The sequence below is a fragment of the Rhodococcus sp. D-46 genome, from assembly GCF_011290655.1.
GTDB lineage: Bacteria > Actinomycetota > Actinomycetes > Mycobacteriales > Mycobacteriaceae > Rhodococcus_F > Rhodococcus_F qingshengii.
In genome coordinates this window covers 294,359-313,035 of the sequence record NZ_JAANTF010000003.1, presented here as the reverse complement: position 1 = coordinate 313,035, position 18,677 = coordinate 294,359, and the positions used below count along the sequence as shown (strand labels likewise).

18 protein-coding genes and 1 pseudogene are annotated in these 18,677 nt (G+C 62.4%); 11 read left to right on the top strand and 8 right to left on the bottom strand.

All coding sequences use genetic code 11. The features are described 5' to 3' along the window. Positions 1-6: 6 nt before the first annotated feature. Together G9U53_RS09495 and G9U53_RS09490 are read left to right on the top strand one after the other, a co-directional pair. Positions 7-912: an oxygenase MpaB family protein gene (locus tag G9U53_RS09495; RefSeq protein WP_003945519.1), complete on the top strand. Its 906-nt coding sequence runs from the start codon at positions 7-9 to the stop codon at positions 910-912. A 484-nt stretch (positions 913-1,396) separates the two neighbouring features. Beyond that, positions 1,397-1,723, top strand: a pseudogene (locus tag G9U53_RS09490) (transglycosylase family protein); the annotation flags it as partial. Between the two features lie 384 nt (positions 1,724-2,107). Here the strand turns inward: G9U53_RS09490 and G9U53_RS09485 are convergent. From G9U53_RS09485 to G9U53_RS09475, 3 genes are read right to left on the bottom strand one after another with little or no spacing between them, the layout of a single operon-like run. Beyond that, positions 2,108-2,599, bottom strand: a complete 492-nt coding sequence (locus G9U53_RS09485) for an NUDIX domain-containing protein (RefSeq protein ID WP_080961083.1) — start codon at positions 2,597-2,599, stop codon at positions 2,108-2,110. Positions 2,600-2,622: 23 nt separating this feature from the next. Beyond that, on the bottom strand, positions 2,623-4,044 hold the full coding sequence (locus G9U53_RS09480; RefSeq protein WP_165638617.1) for an alpha/beta hydrolase: 1,422 nt from the start codon (positions 4,042-4,044) through the stop codon (positions 2,623-2,625). A gap of 5 nt (positions 4,045-4,049) precedes the next feature. Next, positions 4,050-4,322, bottom strand: a complete 273-nt coding sequence (locus G9U53_RS09475; protein WP_003945457.1) for a DUF2277 domain-containing protein — start codon at positions 4,320-4,322, stop codon at positions 4,050-4,052. A 132-nt stretch (positions 4,323-4,454) separates the two neighbouring features. Between G9U53_RS09475 and G9U53_RS09470 the strand changes: the two genes are divergently transcribed. Continuing rightward, positions 4,455-5,333, top strand: a complete 879-nt coding sequence (locus G9U53_RS09470) for a bile acid:sodium symporter family protein (protein WP_165638616.1) — start codon at positions 4,455-4,457, stop codon at positions 5,331-5,333. Between the two features lie 82 nt (positions 5,334-5,415). Continuing rightward, complete coding sequence (locus G9U53_RS09465; protein WP_207624128.1) at positions 5,416-6,426, top strand: ABC transporter substrate-binding protein; 1,011 nt, start codon at positions 5,416-5,418, stop codon at positions 6,424-6,426. Between the two features lie 47 nt (positions 6,427-6,473). Here the strand turns inward: G9U53_RS09465 and G9U53_RS09460 are convergent, their stop codons facing one another. Then, positions 6,474-7,061 (bottom strand): TetR/AcrR family transcriptional regulator, encoded by a 588-nt coding sequence (locus G9U53_RS09460; RefSeq protein ID WP_003945528.1) that lies wholly within the window; start codon positions 7,059-7,061, stop codon positions 6,474-6,476. A gap of 96 nt (positions 7,062-7,157) precedes the next feature. On the opposite strand from G9U53_RS09460, the gene G9U53_RS09455 reads away from it, so the two are divergent. Together G9U53_RS09455 and G9U53_RS09450 are read left to right on the top strand one after the other, a co-directional pair. Further along, complete coding sequence (locus G9U53_RS09455) at positions 7,158-8,558, top strand: cytochrome P450 (RefSeq protein ID WP_007734205.1); 1,401 nt, start codon at positions 7,158-7,160, stop codon at positions 8,556-8,558. A gap of 98 nt (positions 8,559-8,656) precedes the next feature. Next, on the top strand, positions 8,657-8,974 hold the full coding sequence (locus G9U53_RS09450) for a DUF4333 domain-containing protein (RefSeq protein ID WP_232329980.1): 318 nt from the start codon (positions 8,657-8,659) through the stop codon (positions 8,972-8,974). A 54-nt stretch (positions 8,975-9,028) separates the two neighbouring features. Here the strand turns inward: G9U53_RS09450 and G9U53_RS09445 are convergent, their stop codons facing one another. The 4 genes from G9U53_RS09445 to G9U53_RS09430 form a co-directional block, all read right to left on the bottom strand. Further along, complete coding sequence (locus G9U53_RS09445) at positions 9,029-10,177, bottom strand: acetyl-CoA C-acetyltransferase (protein WP_007734192.1); 1,149 nt, start codon at positions 10,175-10,177, stop codon at positions 9,029-9,031. A gap of 11 nt (positions 10,178-10,188) precedes the next feature. After that, positions 10,189-10,860: a TetR/AcrR family transcriptional regulator gene (locus tag G9U53_RS09440; RefSeq protein WP_003945807.1), complete on the bottom strand. Its 672-nt coding sequence runs from the start codon at positions 10,858-10,860 to the stop codon at positions 10,189-10,191. A 76-nt stretch (positions 10,861-10,936) separates the two neighbouring features. Next, on the bottom strand, positions 10,937-11,749 hold the full coding sequence (locus G9U53_RS09435) for an SDR family oxidoreductase (protein WP_003945582.1): 813 nt from the start codon (positions 11,747-11,749) through the stop codon (positions 10,937-10,939). Continuing rightward, the gene (locus G9U53_RS09430) at positions 11,749-12,978 is read right to left on the bottom strand and encodes an acyl-CoA dehydrogenase family protein (RefSeq protein ID WP_165638614.1); all 1,230 of its coding nucleotides are present in this window, start codon (positions 12,976-12,978) and stop codon (positions 11,749-11,751) included. Before G9U53_RS09430 ends, G9U53_RS09435 begins: the two co-directional genes overlap by 1 nt. A 55-nt stretch (positions 12,979-13,033) precedes the next feature. Here G9U53_RS09430 and G9U53_RS09425 point away from each other — a divergent pair, with 55 nt between their 5' ends. Genes G9U53_RS09425 through G9U53_RS09405 form a run of 5 tightly spaced genes read left to right on the top strand, consistent with a single transcriptional unit; the run spans position 13,034 to position 18,615 of the window. Continuing rightward, positions 13,034-14,575, top strand: a complete 1,542-nt coding sequence (locus tag G9U53_RS09425; protein ID WP_165638613.1) for a FadD3 family acyl-CoA ligase — start codon at positions 13,034-13,036, stop codon at positions 14,573-14,575. After that, entirely contained in the window at positions 14,572-15,444 is an 873-nt protein-coding gene (locus tag G9U53_RS09420; protein WP_007734183.1) for an enoyl-CoA hydratase, read from the top strand. The genes G9U53_RS09425 and G9U53_RS09420 overlap by 4 nt, the downstream gene beginning before the upstream one ends. Beyond that, complete coding sequence (locus G9U53_RS09415; RefSeq protein WP_063315013.1) at positions 15,444-16,604, top strand: acyl-CoA dehydrogenase family protein; 1,161 nt, start codon at positions 15,444-15,446, stop codon at positions 16,602-16,604. The genes G9U53_RS09420 and G9U53_RS09415 overlap by 1 nt, the downstream gene beginning before the upstream one ends. After that, a complete protein-coding gene (locus G9U53_RS09410) occupies positions 16,601-17,566 on the top strand; it encodes an acyl-CoA dehydrogenase family protein (protein ID WP_007734178.1) in 966 nt (321 codons plus the stop codon). Before G9U53_RS09415 ends, G9U53_RS09410 begins: the two co-directional genes overlap by 4 nt. Further along, entirely contained in the window at positions 17,563-18,615 is a 1,053-nt protein-coding gene (locus tag G9U53_RS09405; protein WP_021332412.1) for an acyl-CoA dehydrogenase family protein, read from the top strand. The genes G9U53_RS09410 and G9U53_RS09405 overlap by 4 nt, the downstream gene beginning before the upstream one ends. Positions 18,616-18,677 lie beyond the last annotated feature (62 nt).

Below are 18,677 nucleotides of genomic sequence, written 5' to 3'. Positions count from 1 at the left end.
AGATCCATGCCCACTCACTACCTGGATTCGGAAAAGTCCGAGTCGTCGCTTCGCACCGATCAGACACGCATCACCATCACGGCCGAGCGTAGACGGTGGGCACGTAAGCCCGCACACATCACCGACGCACTCGATTTCTGGTCGTTCGCCGGAGCCGCTGCCAACGTCATCCTGCAACTCGGTTGGCCCGAGGTGGCGTACGGCGTCATGGAGAGCAAGGTCGAATCGGGTGCTCTGACAGCGCATCCGTGGAAGCGTGCACGAACCACGACGCAGTACCTGACGGTCGCGATCCTGGGTGACGAGGAAGAGCGAAAGGCTTACCGCGAGGCCGTGAACTCGGTGCACCGACATGTGAAGTCGGATTCAAACAGCCCGGTCAAGTACAACGCCTTCAATCGCGAACTCCAATTATGGGTTGCTGCATGCCTGTTCATCGGTTTCGAAGACAGTCATCAGTTGCTGCACGGCAAGATGTCCGAAGAACAGGCGGAGTCGTTCTACAAGTCCGCGTCAACTTTGGGAACGACGCTGCAGGTCACCGAAGAGATGTGGCCGGCCACACGTGCCGACTTCGAGCGCTACTGGAACCTCGGTTGCGAACGCGTCGTCATCGACGAACGCACCAAGCAGTACCTGATCGACTTGGTCAACCTACAGATGATCGCGTGGCCGATACGCCTGGTGTTCCGAAACTTGTTGCGGTTCCTGACGGTCGGATTCCTTCCACCGATCTACCGCGACCAACTCGATCTCGAGTGGACCGAAGACGACCGCCGCCGGTTCGAACACCTCTTCATTTTCGTGTCGTTCGTCAACAGGTTCATCCCACGCTCCGTTCGTCAGGCCGGCAACACCATTCAGATGCGCGACATTCGCCGCCGGATCAAGGCGAGCAAGAATCTCGTCTGAGCCAGCGGCGCGTTATTCGTTGTCAATTCTGCTGCCCTACAGGTAAATCGGGCCGGTCGGTCGACAACAGATCACGGCTGGACATGGGTTCCAGCACGACTGGAAACCGGGTCGAAAAGCCGACAAACCGGGCTGATTGAGTGTCACATTCGCCGCATATCGACGCCGTCGAGGCACGTTTAAGGTGACTTACATCACATTTTATCTCGTTTATGTAACGCCGGGAGAGGTGGCATATCGCCATGCGACCTGGGAAAACACTCTTTGATGCATTTCTGTTGCACAAACATGTGTCGACACGCCGACCCGTGACCAATCCGTAATCATCTCTTATGGTTGGTGACAGCCCGATCAACCGGGCATTACCGAATCGCCACCGCCCGTCCCACCCCGCGGTTCGGACTCGACAACATTCCTAGTGGTGGGAGCGGAGCTGAGACGGTCACCGTCCTCCGTCGGCGGGACTCGAGAGGATTTACCGAAAATGACCAAGACCACCGTTACCCGTGCACTTGCCTCTGTCGCCGCAGCCGGAGCCCTCGCGGCCGGAGCCCTCGGACTGAGCGCAGGCACCGCATCCGCAGCCACCCACGACTGGTCGGGTGTCGCAGAATGCGAATCTTCGGGCAACTGGGCCGCGAACACCGGAAACGGCTACTACGGCGGACTCCAGTTCAGCCAGAGCACGTGGGAGGCCTACGGCGGAGCGGGCAGCGCCGCCAACGCCAGCCAGGCAGAACAGGTCCGCGTTGCTGAAAACGTCCTTGCCGGTCAGGGCGCCGGCGCGTGGCCGGTGTGCGGACAGTACCTCCGCTGACCCCAGTTCGAGTAGTGCGTCACTGCCCGGTGTTCGTCGAGAATTCGACGGGCCCCGGGCAGCGTCGCACTAGCGACCTTCATGCCCCGCCTGATCCGGCCCCTCCGCCGCTGCTGTTGAAAGACATTACGGCGGTACGTGATCCGTCGGGATGACGCGGAGCGAGCGAGGTGTACCGACTCGCCTTCCGATCACGCATCAGCCCTCGGAGAGCCATCCACAATTTTTGGGCCGCCCTCGCCAACCGGTTGTGAGAACTGACCAGCGCAGCCGTAGAAGCGTACGGGATGGGGTCCTTACGCACGTAGTGCTCCATAACCCCAGCGTAGCCGTGTTTCGATGCCGAAATGTTCGTTTTCAATCGCTACCTCGCATCCCTCACGGCGACCGAACAAATCGATCCGGCGCACTCGATGGCCCATCCTTGACCAGGCGTGCAAACCGGTCGGGTAAATCGCGTGGCCCGAACACTTCTCGACCACTGTGTGACAAGAGACGGTCAACGCTCCACCACTCGAAGTGCTCGACCAGCTCGGCGGCCAGCGCTTCGCGCCCCAACGACCCACAGGGCTCGAATGCGGTCGCCACCGGCACGAGGAAGTAGTCGTTGATCGCACCACCCCAACCCGGCAATATCGCCGGGTCACGGATCTCCTCATGCCACACATGGGTGGCTGCGCCGTAGTCGCGCAAGCCGATCTCCTCGTCCAATTCGCGCGCGAGCGCCTCGGACGGGGTTTCGTCTCCTTCCAAGCCTCCGCCCGGAGGACACCAGACCGTCAGCCCTCCCCCGGGCGCGATGAATCGGTAAAGCAGAAGACGGGACTGGTCGTCAACGACCAACCCCCTGGCCGAATGCCTCAGACGCATGAGTGCCACTGTAAGCCAGCAGGTCAGGCCATAACGGCCAACTCCGGCAGTCCGGCAACCACAACCGCGAGGTTGTATCCCGACATCCGCAGTTCTCCGTTGTCTCCGGTCCTCGCGTACTCCGCATGCCCGAACGCCCGCTCGTGTTTCACTCCATCCGGGGTGATCCCCTCGGCCGTGGACAACCGATGGAACTCGGTGCGCGTCGGATCGCCACCGAAACGGCCGAACCCCGCGATACTGTCGCCTTCCGCTTTCATGACGTAGACGTGCCGGTCGGCGATACCGAGGTCCGACTCCACCTTGGCTCGCACCCCGGGTGAACCGTAGAACACCACGTCGTCGACCGCTGCGCTTGCCCCGCGTTGCAGCGCAAGAGAAGTCGCGAGGGATCCGTAGGAGTGGCCCAACGCGGTGATATGGACTCCGTCGTTGACCGACGCGGCACGAAGACCGTGAAAGAAGCTACCCAATGCGTCGGCGGCTATGCCTGCTTTGGACGATCGACTGACGTCGAAGCTGGCCCGACCGATGTCGAACTTTCCCGGCCCGATCACCTGTGGCGCGTCATATCCGATCCAGGCGATGGTGGCCACGCTTTCCTTTCGGCCGGCCAGTTCGAGCTGCTGCATCGCCTCGGCTCGTAATCGCGTTGCCTCTCCGACCATTCCGCGCATCGAGTCCTTGACGTTGGTGTTCAGTCCGGGAATCGTCACGGAGATGTGATCCGCTGTGTCCGGATCACCGATCGCAATTGCAGCGAAGCCGCGTTCGCCCGAGCGCATGTCCATGAGCAGTAACCGTCGATCAGGTTCGGCGCGAAACAACTCGTCGAGCGCGTCCAGATCCTCGAGTTTGCGTTCGGCGTACCACTGGCCCGCCCCGGTGTTACTCAGTCTGCCGCCGAAGAACTCGCGGTGAAGTTCTTGCGAGATTCGGACTGAATCATCTTGCAGCCGTGCTCGTTCCGATTGAATTCGATCGAGATTGGCCGGGCTGCGAATCACAGCAGGAATGCCGTCGAGGTTGGCGATCAGGCCTGGTGCATGACGCAACATCTGACGCTGCCGATCAGGGCTGAACGCTCGCCACTCCTCCCCCACACGCACAGCTTTGTCACGGAGGTCGGTGCCGACCTGAGACCGCAGAGACAACGCATGATGAAGATCCGCGCTGACCAGCAGTGCCTCACCGATCAGTTCTCGAACTGCGACCTCGAGCAACTGGGCGTGCACGTGGAGCGGGTGACCGTCGGCGATGGGCGCAATGGCAGAGACGGTTCCATCCTGACGAATATGCAAGTCGTCGGCGACGGCCTCTTTGCGCAGCGTATCCAGCCGTCGACGGATGTCGCGAACGCGGTGAGCGACCAGAACGCCTTCCAACCCAGCAGACAGTTGATCCAAGGCTTCGACGTCCCATACGTCGATATCTGTGAGATCCACTCGGGTCAGGACGAACGAGCAGCGATCCGAGCCTGTACTTCCGGGCGACGCAACGGAGGGACGGTCTGAGGTGGCTGTCTGCGAGGCGGCAACGCACTGAGCAGGCGCGTCGTCGTTTCGGTCACCTCACGCACCGCCTGTTCGAAGGCGTCTCGGTTCGCGTCGGACACCTTGGCTATTCCGCTCACCTTACGTACGTATTGGCGAGAGGCCGCTTCGATCTCCTCCGGCGTAGCAGCGGGCTCGAGTCCACGAAGTTCAGTGATGTTTCGGCACATAATTCGACGATAACCCTGCTCACCGACGCCGTCACGGTTCGATACATCAATGTATCCAAACTGCCACGCAGATCCGGGCATCACGGTAGTTTCAGTGAAATTCCCCCAGTGACTGGAAGTAGCCACTAACTCATGGACTCTGCACTCACCTCCGTCGGCCTACCCGCCGCACTCGCCATCATCATGTTCGGCCTCGGGCTTTCCTTGACGGTCGGAGATTTTGCCCGCGTGGCAAAAGCGCCGAAAGCCGTCTCGATTGCCCTGATCTGTCAGTTGTTGTTGCTCCCGGCCGCGGCCTTCGGTCTGGTCACGTTGTTCGACCTCGACCCACTGCTCGCTGTCGGCATGATGCTCCTCGCCGCATCACCGGGCGGCACCACGGCAAACCTGTTCAGCCATCTGTTCCGCGGCGATATCGCTCTCAATGTGACACTCACTGCGGTCAATTCGGTGATAGCGGTGGTCACCCTTCCGCTCATCACCAACTTCGCGTTGGGCTACTTCGAACCCGAGGACGCGGACGGCACCCTCGGACTGCAGTTCACGAAGGTACTTCAGGTCTTTGCCGTCGTACTGATTCCTGTCGCCCTCGGAATGTGGGTTCGATTGCGCTCGAGCGCCTTTGCCGAGCGCATGGACAAGCCCGTCCGCATCGGATCCGCGGTGGTTCTGGCACTGGTGATCGTCGGAACGGTTGTTTCCGAGCGCGAGAACATCGCGGACTATCTCGTCGACATCGGCGTCGTCGCTGCCTTGTTCTGCCTACTGAGCCTCTCGATCGGTTACGTCGTTCCCCGGATATTCGGCATCGAGGATCGTCAGGCCATCGCCAGTTCCATGGAAATCGGCATCCACAACAGCACGTTGGCGATCACCATCGCCGTCAGTCTCCTCGACAACGTGCAATTGGCAGTGCCGGCCGCGGTGTACGGCGTTCTGATGTTCCCGCTCGCTGCAGCCTTCGGCGCCGCCATCACCCGAAAGTCACGGACCATGGCCGAAATCGACTAATATCAGGCGGTTTTCGATATAGGTGATCTGGTATCGCCAACCCTACGATCGATACGGACTCAGACCGAAGGGTATCGAAAAAATGCTGACCAACACACCTACCGTGCCGGACGAACGCGTCTGGCAAGAGCTAGTCGACGCACTTACCCGTCGCCAATTCGGCATCGGAGCCGGGATGGCAGCAGTCGCAACTATTCTGTCGTCCTGCAGTTCCAGCGACGGTTCAGGGGCCGTTGATGACGCTCAAATGCGCACCGTCACCACGCCGTTGGGGACCTACGACATACCTACCAACCCCAAGCGGGTCTTGGCCGTCGACGCCCGAACCGACCTCGAGCTCGCCATTGCCCTGGAACTACCGGTGTTCGGATACAACATCTCGCCCGTCACCAAGTGGGTTCCCGCCGACGGCTCGGCCGAATACCTCAGCGACAAGCCCAATCTGGAGCAGATCCTCGGACTCGCACCCGATCTCATCATCTGCGTCAACGCCGACAACGAGTACTGGCCCGCTGCAAAGCTCCAAGCCATCGCTCCTGTCCTGACGACCGAATCGAAGCAGACGTGGCGGGAGAACCTGACCCAGCTCTCCGATTGGCTGGGCCGAACACCCACCATGGATCGCCTGATCACCGACTATGACGCTCTGATCACCGACATTCGCACTCGACACGCTTCCGCGATCGCGGGCAAAACCGTCGCAAGCTTGTCCTACAGTCCGGACAAGACCACGATCTACATCGACAGCCTGCCCGTGTCGGAGGAAACGGGAAAGAAGAATCGTCAACCCACCGACATGACGCTCGCCGATATCGGCGGAAGAACATTGAACACAACCGGTTTCGACAATCAGGGACGACTGAGCATCGAAGAGATGGATCGTCTGCAAGGCTGCGACGCGTTCATGGTTTCTGTCACAGACAGCAATGACACCACCTTCGAACAACTCTCGGACACCAAGTTGTGGCAAAGACTTCCGGCTGTGCAGGCCGGGAACGTCACCGTTCTGCAAGGAAGTACGTACTACGGGTCCATCTACACCAACATGTACGTCGCCAAGGGCTGGGACGATCTCTATTCGACGCTCGACTGATCAGACTTGTCCGTGGAAATGCCGGCCGCTCCCGCGCGGTCGGCATTTCACGTTTCGAGGTCGATGCCCAACGCTCCGGAGAGGGTCCGCAGACAGATCACTCTCAACTCTTCCTGCGGTATGGAAGGTTGATCGAGCCAGTCGAGGCAGACAGCTCGGACGAACGCGATCCATCCCCGAACTGCAACGGCAGCGAGCTGTCTTCTTTCGCCCTCGAATCCCAGTGCATCGAGGATTCGAATCTGCTGCTGTTCGAGTTCGCGCTCGACAATCGCCCGGATACCGGCCTCGGCCGAGAGCGTCCCGACGTTGATGGCGCGCACTCCCCTGCTGTGCGACTTCACGTACGCGAAGTAGGCGTCCAACCCGGCTGCCACCTGTTCGCGCACCGGTAGCGTCGCATCGGGTGCGGTCACCTCGAGCAGGTGCTGCGATTCGCGCTCGACGATTGCGGCGAAGAAGTCTCGCTTGGTCGGAAAATAGTGGTACATCAACCCGCGCGAGACGCCCGCAATCTCGGCGACCTCTTCGATCCACACATCCTCGTACGAGCGATCGGCAAAAAGTTGCGCGCCGATGTCGAGCAACTGCGTGCGCCGCTGCTCTCGGTCCAGGCGTTTTCGTGGTGCGACCATAGGCAAGTCAGATTACTACTTGACACCGATTCAGTAAGGCGTACTTTGCGTACTAGACATCAATTCAGTAAGCGATCTCACCCCGGGGGACACACAATGAGCGTCGACACCACTCCAGAGGCGACGACCGATGCTCGGATACCGCATCCGGCGTGGCGCCTGCCGGTCCTCGGGGACGTTCTCGGGATCAATATCCGGACACCGCTGCAGAACTCCGTGAGCATCGGCCGCGAACTCGGCCCGATCTTCGAGAGAAATGTCCTGGGAAATCGCTTCGTCTTCGCCTCGGGCGCGGACATGGTGGCAGAACTGTCCGACGAGTCCCGGTTCGCGAAGCACCTTGCACCTGGAGTCAAAGCACTCCGCGGAATCGGCGGCGACGGCCTGTTCACGGCGTACAACCACGAACCCAACTGGGGCAAGGCGCACAATCTCCTGGCACCGGCGTTCAGCCAGACTGCGATGCGCTCGTACCACCGCACCATGCTCGACGTGGCCGGCGAGTTGGTCGACCATTGGGACAGTCGTGAAAGTGACTCCCCCATCGACGTCTCCGCAGACATGACCAAGCTGACGCTGGAGACCATCGGACGCACTGGATTCAGCTACTCGTTCGACTCCTTCGAACGTGAAGAACAGCATCCGTTCGTCAAGGCAATGGTCGGCGCACTCTCCCATTCGCAGCGCACGACGTTCCTGAAGTCGACCGCCCTCGGGCGAGTGCTCGCACGTCGCGCCGATCAACGTGACGAGGTCCGCAAGGCGTACATGGCCGAGGTTGTGGACGAAGTGATCCGTGCCCGGCGGACAAGTACCGAACCGGGGCCCGAAGATCTTCTCGAACTGATGCTGCGGGCGGCACGCGAGAACGATCCCAACCGTATCGACGAACTGAACATCCGCCATCAGGTCGTGACCTTCCTCGTCGCCGGACACGAAACGACCTCCGGCGCATTGTCGTTCGCGCTGTACTACCTGTCACGAAACCCTGACGTGCTGGCCAAGGCGCAAGCCGAGGTCGACAAGGTATGGGAGGGCGAGGAGCCCGCCTTCGAGAAGATCGCGAAACTTCGATACGTACGACGCGTCCTCGACGAATCATTGCGTCTGTGGCCGACCGCTCCCGCCTACGGGCGCGCGGCGCTCGAAGACACGACGCTCGTCGGCAAGTATCCGATGAAGAAGGGCGATTGGATGCTCGTGCTCATCCCCTCACTTCATCGTGATCCGGTGTGGGGCAACGATCCCGAGGCGTTCGATCCGGATCGCTTCCTGCCCGCCAACATCAAAGCCAGGCCGGCGCACGTGTACAAGCCGTTCGGAACCGGTGAACGCGCCTGCATCGGAAGACAATTCGCTATTCACGAAGCGGTCCTCGTGTTGGGCACCATCTTGCAGAAATACACGATCGAGGCCGATCCGGACTACGAGTTGAAGGTAGCCGAACGGCTCACCCTGATGCCCGAAGGCTTCAACTTGACGGTCCGCCGACGCTGACCTCGCAAAACTGCGTCGCGCAACTCGGTTGAAACAGTCCCGAATGCGGTAATCCCTGAGGTGGCAGCAGCGAGCACCGGCGCACCCTGGGAGTTCACATGACAAAGAGGCCTGCAGTGGGAATCGTCTTACTCTCGGCGGCATTGGCCACGGGAGCTTGCTCGGCAAGCGTCGGGACGCCGCAAGTGGACAAGTCCGAAGTCGCAAGTCAGATCTCCACTCAACTAGCCGAGAAGATCGGCGAGCCACCCGACGACGTGACGTGTCCGGAGAACCTCGACGCCGAAGTCGGCGCATCGATCACGTGCGTCCTGACCGAGCAGGGCACCGAATACGACGTCACAGCTACCGTGACCAGCGTTGACGGTGAAAGTGCGAACTTCGACATCAAGGTCGCGGATGCGCCGAACAACTAACTGCTGTGCGCCTTTATTAACCGCCGGCGGTTAATAAAGGCGCACAGCAAGGCGTCAGAGACGCTCGATAATCGTCGCGTTCGCGGTGCCGCCACCTTCACAGATGGTCAGCAAGCCGTAGCGGCCACCGGTGCGCTCGAGTTCGTTGAGCAGGGTTGCCATCAGCTTGGTGCCGGTCGCGCCGAGCGGGTGACCGAGTGCGATCGCGCCGCCGTTGACGTTGACCTTGGCCGGATCTGCACCGATCTCCTTGATCCAGGCCAGGACGACCGGGGCGAAAGCTTCGTTGATCTCGACGATGTCGATGTCGTCGATGCTCAGGCCGGCCTTCGCGAGAGCATGCTTCGTGGCCGGGATCGGCGCACTGAGCATGAAGATCGGGTCGTCGCCGCGTGCGCTGAGGTGATGAATCCGGGCGCGGGGCTTGAGGTTGTACTTCTCCACCGCTTCCGCCGACGCCAGCAGCAGCGCACTCGCACCGTCGGAGATCTGGCTGGCCACTGCCGCGGTCATGCGTCCGTCTTCGACGAGAACCTTGAGCGTCGCCATCTTCTCGAGGCTGGTCTCGCGGGGTCCTTCGTCGACGGTCGCGTCGCCCATGGCGACGATCTCGTTGTCGAAGCGACCCGCGGCGATTGCAGCCTTGGCGCGCTCATGGCTCTGCAGGGCCCACTTCTCGAGCTCTTCGCGGCTGATGTCCCACTTCTCGGCGATCATTTCGGCGCCCTTGAACTGCGAGACCTCTTGGTCACCGTAGCGCTCGGTCCAACCGACCGAACCCGAAGTCGGCGTGTCGAATCCGTACTGCTGACCGACGATCATCGCTGCCGAGATCGGAATCTGGCTCATGTTCTGAACGCCGCCGGCAACGATCAGATCCGCAGTGCCCGACAGGATGGCCTGAGCGCCGAAGTGCACTGCCTGCTGGCTCGAACCGCACTGACGGTCAACGGTCACCCCGGGAACGTGCTCCGGGAATCCCGCTGCGAGCCAGGACATACGGGCGATGTTGCCGGCCTGGCCGCCGATGGCGTCGACGCAACCGAAGATCACGTCGTCGACGTCACTGGGGTCGATACCGGTGCGCTCGACCAGTGCCTTGACGACGTGCGCACCGAGATCGATGGGGTGCACGCCGGACAGCGCGCCGCCCCTCTTGCCGATCGGTGTGCGAATGGCGTCGACGATGTAAACCTCGGACATAGCGTTAGCTCCTAGTTTCGTTGTGCAGCAATAGTTCTTGAAGTTGATTCAGCAATAGCGTCTGAAGTTGTGGCCGGATCGGAGAGCCCGTCGAGCACGATCGCGAGATATTGAGCCGCGACGGCGTGCGCCGAGAGGGATCCACCCGGGCGGTACCAGCGAACCGCGACCCACACGGTGTCGCGCATGAAGCGGAAGACCAATTCGACGTCGATGTCGGAGCGGAAGGTCCCGTCCGCGACGCCGGCTTCGAGGACGCCGACCCACAGGTCCCGGAATTCGGTGTTGCGCTCGGCCAGGTAAGCGAAGCGCTCGTTCCCGACGAGGTGCTTGACCTCGTCCTGGTAGATCGCCACAGCCGAATGTGAGGCGTCGATGGCCTCGTACGACGTCACGACCAGTGCTTCGAGCGTCGCGCGACTGTCCAACCCCGCCGCGACGATCTCGCGGTATTTTCCGAAGAGTTCGTCGAGGAACTGGTGCAGGATCTCGTCGACCATCGACTCCTTGGAATCGAAATGGTGATACAGGCTGCCGGACAGGATCCCGGCGGCGTCGGCGATGTCGCGGACGGTCGTCGCGCGCACTCCGCGATCGGCGAAGAGCCCCGCCGCGATCTCGAGCAGCTCGTCGCGGCGCCCGGACTTGCCGTTTGATTCGTCGGAATTTCGAGGTGGCGTCATGTATTCAATCCTATCCAGGGCCTTCCCCTGTGCGCGGTCAGCGAGTCCAGGGACTCCTTAACCGCGCACGGGGACGCTAGGCCCTCTGCGAAGAAACGGAGACGATCTCGCCGGTCATGTAGGTGGAGTAATCGCTGGCGAGCATCGCGATGACCGTTGCGATCTCCCAGACCTCCGCGGCGCGGCCGTAGGCCTCACCGGAAGCCAACTGGTCGAGCAGTTCCTCACTGGTGACCTTCGCCAGGAACGCGTGACGCGCAATGGAAGGCGAGACCGCGTTGATACGGACTCCGTACTCCGCTGCTTCGATGGCGCTGCACCGAGTCAGCGCCATGACGCCGGCCTTGGCTGCGGCGTAGTGCGCCTGGGAATGCTGCGCGCGCCAACCGAGAACGGACGCGTTGTTCACCAGAACACCGCCGTGGGGAACGCTCTTGAAGTACCGCAGGGCGGCGCGCGTCGAACGGAAGGTGCTGTTGAGTGTGATGTCGAGAACGCGATCCCACTGATCGTCCGTCATGTCGACGACGGGAGTTTCACCGCCAAGGCCCGCGTTGTTGACGACGATGTCGATACGTCCCAACTTCTCGGCGGCGCCGACGAACAACGCGTCGACCTGCTCGGTGCTCGATACATCGCAGATGATCGATTCGACCTGCTGACCGGGGAATTCGGCCTTCAGCTTCTCCACCGTCTCGCCGAGTCGACGCTCGTGGAAGTCGGAGACGAGAACGTCGCCGCCCTCGAGAAGCACCCTGCGCGCAGTGGAGAAACCGATGCCGGTTCCGGCTGCGGCGGTGATGATCGCCTTCTTGCCCGCGAGCAGTCCGTGGCCCGGGGTTTCCTCCGGCGCAACGGAAAGCGGGGACGCGGCTTTGGTGTCAGACATTAACGGGCCTCTCGGGGAAGACCGAGCACGCGCTCGGAAATGATGTTGCGCTGAATTTCGTTGGAGCCGCCGTAAATCGTGTCGGCGCGGGTGAAGAGGAAGAGGCGTTGCCATTCGTCGAGCTCGAGGTGCTCGGGATCGGTGATGTCCGAGGCATTGCCTTCGGAATCCGCCCACGGTGCAACCAACGACGACGCACCCTGCACGTCCATCGCCAGCTGTCCCAGATCACGATGCCAGTTGGCCCACAACAGTTTTGCGACGGACGCTTCTCCGCCACCGGTTCCGGCGTCGACCGCGTCGAGAGTGCGCATCGCGTGGGCGCGCATCACGCGCAGTCCGACCCACGCGCGGGCGATCTTTTCGCGATTGTGCGGATCCTGGTCACTGCCATTGGCTTTCGCCAAGTCGACGACGCCTTGGAGCTCGCGGGCAAATCCGATCTGCTGTCCGAGCGTGGATACACCGCGCTCGAAGGTGAGCAGCCCCATCGCGATCTTCCAGCCCTCGCCGGGTTCCCCGACCACCAGATCGGCATCGGTGACGGCGTCATCGAAGAAGACCTCGTTGAACTCCGATGTGCCGGTGAGCTGCTGAATGGGCCGAACTGTCACACCGGGCTGATCCAACGGGACAAGCAGGAAGCTCAACCCCTGGTGACGCTTGGAGCCCACCTCGGTGCGGCAGACCACGAAGCACCACTGCGCGACGTGAGCCAGTGAGGTCCACACCTTCTGGCCGTTGATGATCCACTTGCCGTCTTCGAGGCGTGCGGTCGTGGAGACGTTCGCGAGGTCGGAACCGGCGCCGGGCTCGGAGTAGCCCTGCGACCACAGTTCACTGACCGTGTTGATGCCAGGAAGGAATCGGCGCTTCTGCTCGTCGGTGCCGTACGCGATCAGCGTCGGGCCGAGCAGCTCTTCACCGATGTGGCTGACGCGAGCGGGCGCACCGGCCTTCGCGTACTCCTGATGGAAGATGACCTGCTGGGAGATGCTTGCTCCCCGCCCGCCGAACTCCTTCGGCCACCCGAGGCACGTCCACCCCGACGCTGCGAGGTGCTTGTCCCACTCGAGTCGTTGCTCGAAGAACTCGTGCTCACTGCCGGGGCCGCCCTTACCCTTGAGCTGGGCGAATTTGCCCGTCAAGTTCTCGGCCAACCACTGCGCGACCGTGGCCGCAAACTCGTCGTCCGTCATCTGCCCGTCCGGGCTCTCGCTCTGGTCCACATATGTAAGATAACCTACCAAGCACTTGCTAGGTAGCGTGTCAGGTAGGAGTCCAGTGACCGAACAACCGAGAACCATCCCATCAGCCCTCATCCGGGCCGCCGAGGAGTTCGGTGAGCGCGCGGCTATCGCCGATGGCGACACCCGACTGACCTTCGCACAGCTGCATCAGCGCGTCCGCGATTTCGCCGGCGCACTGATCAACCGTGGGGTAAAGGCAGGCGACCGCGTCGTCATCTGGGCGCCCAACACGTACCACTGGGTGATCGCCCTGCTCGGCGCTCAGTACGCCGGCGCAGCCATCATCCCGATCAACACGCGCTACACCGGCACCGAAGCACTCGGCATCATCGAGCGCGTCGACGCAGCTGCCCTGGTGGTCGTCGGCACGTTCCTCAAGGCCGATCGGTACCAGCAGTTGCTCGACGCCAATCCGGACCTGAGGATCCCCACCGTCATCCAGGTACCGATCGACGGGGACGACGACCGTGACGGCGTCATCGAGTTCGAGGACTTCCTCGCGCTCGCCACCGACGCCGCCCGCACCGAAGCCGACGCGCGTGCTGCGAAGGTGCAGCCAGACGACGTCAGCGACATCCTCTTCACCTCCGGCACCACGGGGCGCAGCAAGGGCGCGATCACCGCGCATCGTCAGTCCATCGCTGTCGCCAAGTCGTGGGGTGAATGCGCCGAGGTCACCGCCGACGACAACTTCCTCATCATCAGCCCGTTCTTCCACACCTTCGGGTACAAGGCCGGAATCCTGGTCTGCCTGTTGAACGGTGCGACGATCGTGCCGGTGTCCGTCTTCAACATCGACGACACCCTCGCATTGGTCAGCAGCGAGAAGATCAGCATCCTGCCCGGCGCCCCGACGATCTACCAGACCATCCTCGATCATCCCCGCCGCAGCGAATACGACCTGTCCTCGCTCCGCATCGCGATCACGGGCGCAGCACCCGTGCCGGTTGCTCTCGTCGAGCGCATGCAAGCAGAGCTTTTCGACGCCGTCCTCACGGCATACGGTTTGACCGAGGCAGTGGTTGCGACCATGTGCCGCACCGACGACGACCCGGTCACCGTCTCCACCAGTTCCGGCCGCGCGACAGCCGATTTCGAGGTCAAGATCGGCGACCAGGGTGAGATCCTGCTTCGTGGACCGAACGTCATGCTCGGATACCTCGACGACCCCGAATCCACCGCCAAGGCAATCGACGCCGACGGCTGGCTGCACACCGGAGACGTCGGAACCCTCGACGAGCGCGGATATCTCGACATCACCGACCGTCTGAAAGACATGTACGTCAGCGGCGGATTCAACGTCTACCCCGCCGAGATCGAGGGCATGTTGGCTCGCCTGCCCGGCGTCCACGAGTCTGCTGCCATCGGCATCCCCGATCACCGGATGGGAGAGGTGGGCCGCGTCTACATCGCCCAACTCGACGGTGCCGGCCTCACCGAAGAGTCGGTAATCGCCTTCCTCAAGGAGAAGATCGCAGGCTTCAAGGTGCCCCGCGAGGTGCGCTTCGTCGATCACCTGCCCCGTAACCCTTCGGGCAAGGTCCTCAAAACGGTTCTGCGCGAGGAACAATCATGACCGTTCCCTTCGAAGCCGACGTCGTGACCTACGAGGTTCGTGACTCGGTCGCCGTCGTGACCTTGAATCGACCCGACTACCGCAACGCCCAGAACTCGGTGGTCACGTACGCCCTCGACGCGGCATTCCAGCGCGCCGTCGAAGACGACGAGGTGAAGGTGATCGTCCTGGCAGGCAACGGACCTCACTTCAGTGCCGGTCACGACCTGGGAACTCCGGGACGCGACCATCACGTCGAGTACGAGAACAAGGCCACCATGTGGTGGGATCACGTCGACAAGCCAGGCGGTGACCAGCGTTTCGCCCGCGAGATGGAGGTCTACCTGGGCATGTGCCGCCGTTGGCGGGAGATCCCCAAGCCCACCATCGCGATGGTGCAAGGCGCCTGCATTGCCGGCGGGCTCATGCTCGCCTGGGTCTGCGACATGATCGTCGCGGCCGACGACGCCTTTTTCTCCGATCCCGTTGTCCGCATGGGCATCCCCGGCGTCGAATACTTCGCGCACCCGTGGATGGTCGGTTCACGATTCGCCAAGGAAATGCTCTTCACCGGCGATCGGTTCACCGCGCAACGTGCATACGAAATCGGCATGGTGAACCGCGTCGTCGCCCGCAAGCATCTCGAGAAGGAGACGTTCGAGCTCGCCGGACGTATCGCCGAGATGCCGCGCTTCGGACTGGCTTTGACCAAGAAGGCCGTCAATCAGTGCGAGGATCAGATGGGGATGCGCAACGGCATCGACTCCGTCTTCGGTCTGCATCACTTCGCTCACGCTCACAACGCCGAAGTCGGCAAAGACTCGCTTGGTGGTCTCGACGCCAAAGCTATGGCTGCCAGTGCTCGCGCACCGCAGGAAGGAACAAACTAGTGGATCTCGTATTCGACGACGCCACAACCGCATTCCGTGACGAGATTCGCTCGTTCCTGGAAGCGAATGTGCCCGCGACTCCCCTGAAGTCGATGGATACCGCCGAAGGCTTCGAAGAGCACCGTCAGTGGGAGCACACTCTCGCCGACGCCGGCTACGCCGTCGTCTCCTGGCCCAAGGAACTCGGTGGACGCGATGCGTCCCTGCTCGAGTGGGTCATCTTCGAGGAGGAGTACTACCGCTCGGGCGCGCCCGGCCGCGTCAGCCAGAACGGCATCTTCTTGTTGGCTCCCACACTGTTCGAGCATGCAAATGCCGAGCAGTTGGCTCGCATCATGCCGCGCATGGCTCGTGCCGACGACATCTGGGCCCAGGCCTGGTCCGAGCCCGAGTCCGGTTCCGACCTCGCAAGCCTGCGTTCGAGTGCGAAGAAGGTCGACGGCGGCTGGCTGCTCAACGGTCAGAAGACGTGGAGCTCACGCGCGAGTTACGCCGACTGGGGCTTCGGCTTGTTCCGCTCCGATCCGGATGCGCAGCGCCACAAGGGCATCACGTATTTCATGTTCGACCTCCGGTCGAAGGGTGTCACCGTTCGCCCGATCGATCAGCTCGACGGTGAGCCCGGCTTCGCCGAGATCTTCCTCGAAGACGTCTTCGTTCCGGACGACCCGGCCAACCCAGGTGAGTCGGGTGTGATCGGAAACGTCAACGAAGGTTGGCGGGTCGCGATGAGCACCGCGAGCAACGAGCGTGGTCTCTCGCTGCGCAGCCCCGGCCGCTTTCTCGCCACCGTCGACCGCCTGCTCGAGCTGTACAAGTCCAGCGGACGCACCGACGACAGCGCTTTGCGCAACCAGGTCGCCGACGCCTGGATCGGCGCTCGCGCTTACCAACTCAACACATTCGGCACCGTCACCCGTCTGGCCGACGGTGGACAGCTCGGCGCCGAGTCCTCGATCAACAAGGTCTTCTGGTCCGAGTGGGATATCGCCACCCACGAGACTGCTCTCGAACTTCAGGGCCCTGAAGCCGAGTTGGCCGACAACTGGATGGACGGATACCTGTTCTCCCTGTCCGGCCCGATCTACGCAGGCACCAACGAGATTCAGAAAAACGTCATCGCTGAGCGTCTGCTCGGCCTACCGAAGGCGGACCGATGAGATTCGCGCTCGACTCCTCCCACCAGGACTTCGCTGCAAGCATCGATGCGCTGCTGACCAAGTCCGACATGCCCGCCGTCATCCGTTCGTGGAACGACGGTGACACCGAGCCGGGCAAGAAGCTCTGGCAGCGCCTCGCCGAGACCGGCGTCAACGGTCTCGTCATCTCCGAAGAGCACGACGGACTCGGCGCCGACGCCGTCGACCTGGTCGTTGCGCTCGAACAGCTCGGTCGGCACGCAGTACCCGGACCGGTCGTCGAAACGATCGCCGTGGCGCCGACGCTCCTGGCTTCCGTTGCACCGGAACGTCTCTCTGCTCTCGCCGAGGGTTCGCTGGCAACCGTCGCAGCTCCCCCGCGCACACCGTTCGCGCTCGACGCCGATGCGGTGGATCTGGTTCTGCTAGCGCAGGACGGTGCCGTATCACTCGGCGTCCCTGGCGAAGCCAAGGCATCAGTGGATCTCTCCCGCAAGCTCTACGAGGTTTCCGCCGGCGAATCACTGGGCTCCGCCGACTTCTCGGCCGCCTTCGACATGGGCGCTCTTGCCACTGCCGCGCAGTTGCAGGGCCTGGGACAGACACTGCTCGAGGTCACCACCGAATACGCGAAGCAGCGCAAGCAGTTCGGCAAGGTCATCGGACAGTTCCAGGCCATGAAGCACCACCTGGCCGAGGTTGCCGTCTCCCTCGAGATGGCTCGCCCCCTGCTGCACGGCGCCGCACTGTCGGTTCGCGATCAGTCGGCCGACGCCTCGCGTGACATCTCTGCGGCCAAGGTCGCGTGCGGGGATGCTGCGTACAAGGCCGCTCGCGTCGGACTCCAGGTTCACGGCGCCATCGGCTACACGATGGAACACGATCTCTCCTTGTGGCTCACCAAGGTACGGGCGCTGCTCACCGCGTGGGGCACACCGTCCGAGCATCGCGCACGCGTCGTCGAAGCGCTGGTTGCATCATGAGCATCGACACCGAAGACCAGGCAGCATTGCGCGCATCGGTACGCGATCTCCTGAGCAAGCATTCCGACTCCGCTGCCGTCCGCGCCGCCATCACCACAGAGATCGGCTACGACGCCGCTTTGTGGAGCAAGCTGTGCGAGCAGATCGGCGTCGCCGCGTTGGCGATTCCGGAGGAGTTCGACGGCGTCGGAGCAGGTTTGGGCGAAGTACACGTGGTCCAGGAGGAATTGGGCCGCACGCTGACCCCGTCACCGATGCTGGGTTCGGCGATTCTTGCCGCACAGGCACTGCTGCTTTCCGGTGACGACGACGCATGCTCACGACTGCTGCCCGGTGTCGCGTCCGGCGAGAGCACGCTGGCCCTGTGCTGGGCAGGTGCCGCGGGTTGGAGCACCTTCGGCGTCGAGGCAACCGAAGACGCGTTGACCGGCACGGCGTCGTACGTCCTCGACGGACACGTCGCAGACACCCTGCTCGTTCTCACGGCCGACGGGTTCTACGAAGTGGATCCAGCGGCCGAAGGCGTCTCCCGCCGACGCGTCCCCACCATGGATCCGACGCGAACGCTGGCGGAGGTCACGTTCTCCGGTGTTCGTGGTCGGCCACTGGAGTGGTCCGAAGATCTGGTCGATCGGATCCGAACCGTCGTTCTGATCGCCTTGTCTGCTGAACAGGTGGGAGCGGCCGCAGCGATCGTCGAACAGACTGTGGAATACACCAAGTCGCGCAAGCAGTTCGGTCGCGCGATCGGTTCTTTCCAGGCCCTCAAGCATCGGATGGCCGACATGTACACGTTGGTCGAGACGGCGCGGTCGATGACGTACGCCGCCGTGGCGACGCAGTCGGCGGACGACGCGGCAGTGGCGAAGGTCTACTGCTCGGAAGCCTTGCAGCAGATCACCTCCGAAGCGGTTCAGTTGCACGGCGGAATCGCAATCACCTGGGAGCACGACGCTCAGCTGTACTTCAAGCGCGCACACGGCAGCGCTCAGCTTTTCGGTCAGCCGAGCACCTACCTGCCGAGCCTCGCGCAGGCAGCGGGCCTCTAGGAGACGTCGGTGCTTGTTCGCTCGGGATTGCGAGCGAACAAGCACCGTCTCGTTCGGTCTGA

Bases quoted from the DNA above. Each gene is read 5' to 3' on its own strand.
- G9U53_RS09485 (WP_080961083.1), bottom strand. From the start codon at position 2,599: ATGCGTCTGAGGCATTCGGCCAGGGGGTTGGTCGTTGACGACCAGTCC.
- G9U53_RS09410 (WP_007734178.1), top strand. From the start codon at position 16,601: ATGAGATTCGCGCTCGACTCCTCCCACCAGGACTTCGCTGCAAGCATC.
- G9U53_RS09405 (WP_021332412.1), top strand. From the start codon at position 17,563: ATGAGCATCGACACCGAAGACCAGGCAGCATTGCGCGCATCGGTACGC.
- G9U53_RS09435 (WP_003945582.1), bottom strand. From the start codon at position 11,749: ATGTCTGACACCAAAGCCGCGTCCCCGCTTTCCGTTGCGCCGGAGGAA.
- G9U53_RS09475 (WP_003945457.1), bottom strand. From the start codon at position 4,322: ATGTGCCGAAACATCACTGAACTTCGTGGACTCGAGCCCGCTGCTACG.
- G9U53_RS09465 (WP_207624128.1), top strand. From the start codon at position 5,416: ATGCTGACCAACACACCTACCGTGCCGGACGAACGCGTCTGGCAAGAG.
- G9U53_RS09445 (WP_007734192.1), bottom strand. From the start codon at position 10,177: ATGTCCGAGGTTTACATCGTCGACGCCATTCGCACACCGATCGGCAAG.
- G9U53_RS09450 (WP_232329980.1), top strand. From the start codon at position 8,657: ATGACAAAGAGGCCTGCAGTGGGAATCGTCTTACTCTCGGCGGCATTG.
- G9U53_RS09420 (WP_007734183.1), top strand. From the start codon at position 14,572: ATGACCGTTCCCTTCGAAGCCGACGTCGTGACCTACGAGGTTCGTGAC.
- G9U53_RS09460 (WP_003945528.1), bottom strand. From the start codon at position 7,061: ATGGTCGCACCACGAAAACGCCTGGACCGAGAGCAGCGGCGCACGCAG.
- G9U53_RS09440 (WP_003945807.1), bottom strand. From the start codon at position 10,860: ATGACGCCACCTCGAAATTCCGACGAATCAAACGGCAAGTCCGGGCGC.
- G9U53_RS09470 (WP_165638616.1), top strand. From the start codon at position 4,455: ATGGACTCTGCACTCACCTCCGTCGGCCTACCCGCCGCACTCGCCATC.
- G9U53_RS09495 (WP_003945519.1), top strand. From the start codon at position 7: ATGCCCACTCACTACCTGGATTCGGAAAAGTCCGAGTCGTCGCTTCGC.
- G9U53_RS09455 (WP_007734205.1), top strand. From the start codon at position 7,158: ATGAGCGTCGACACCACTCCAGAGGCGACGACCGATGCTCGGATACCG.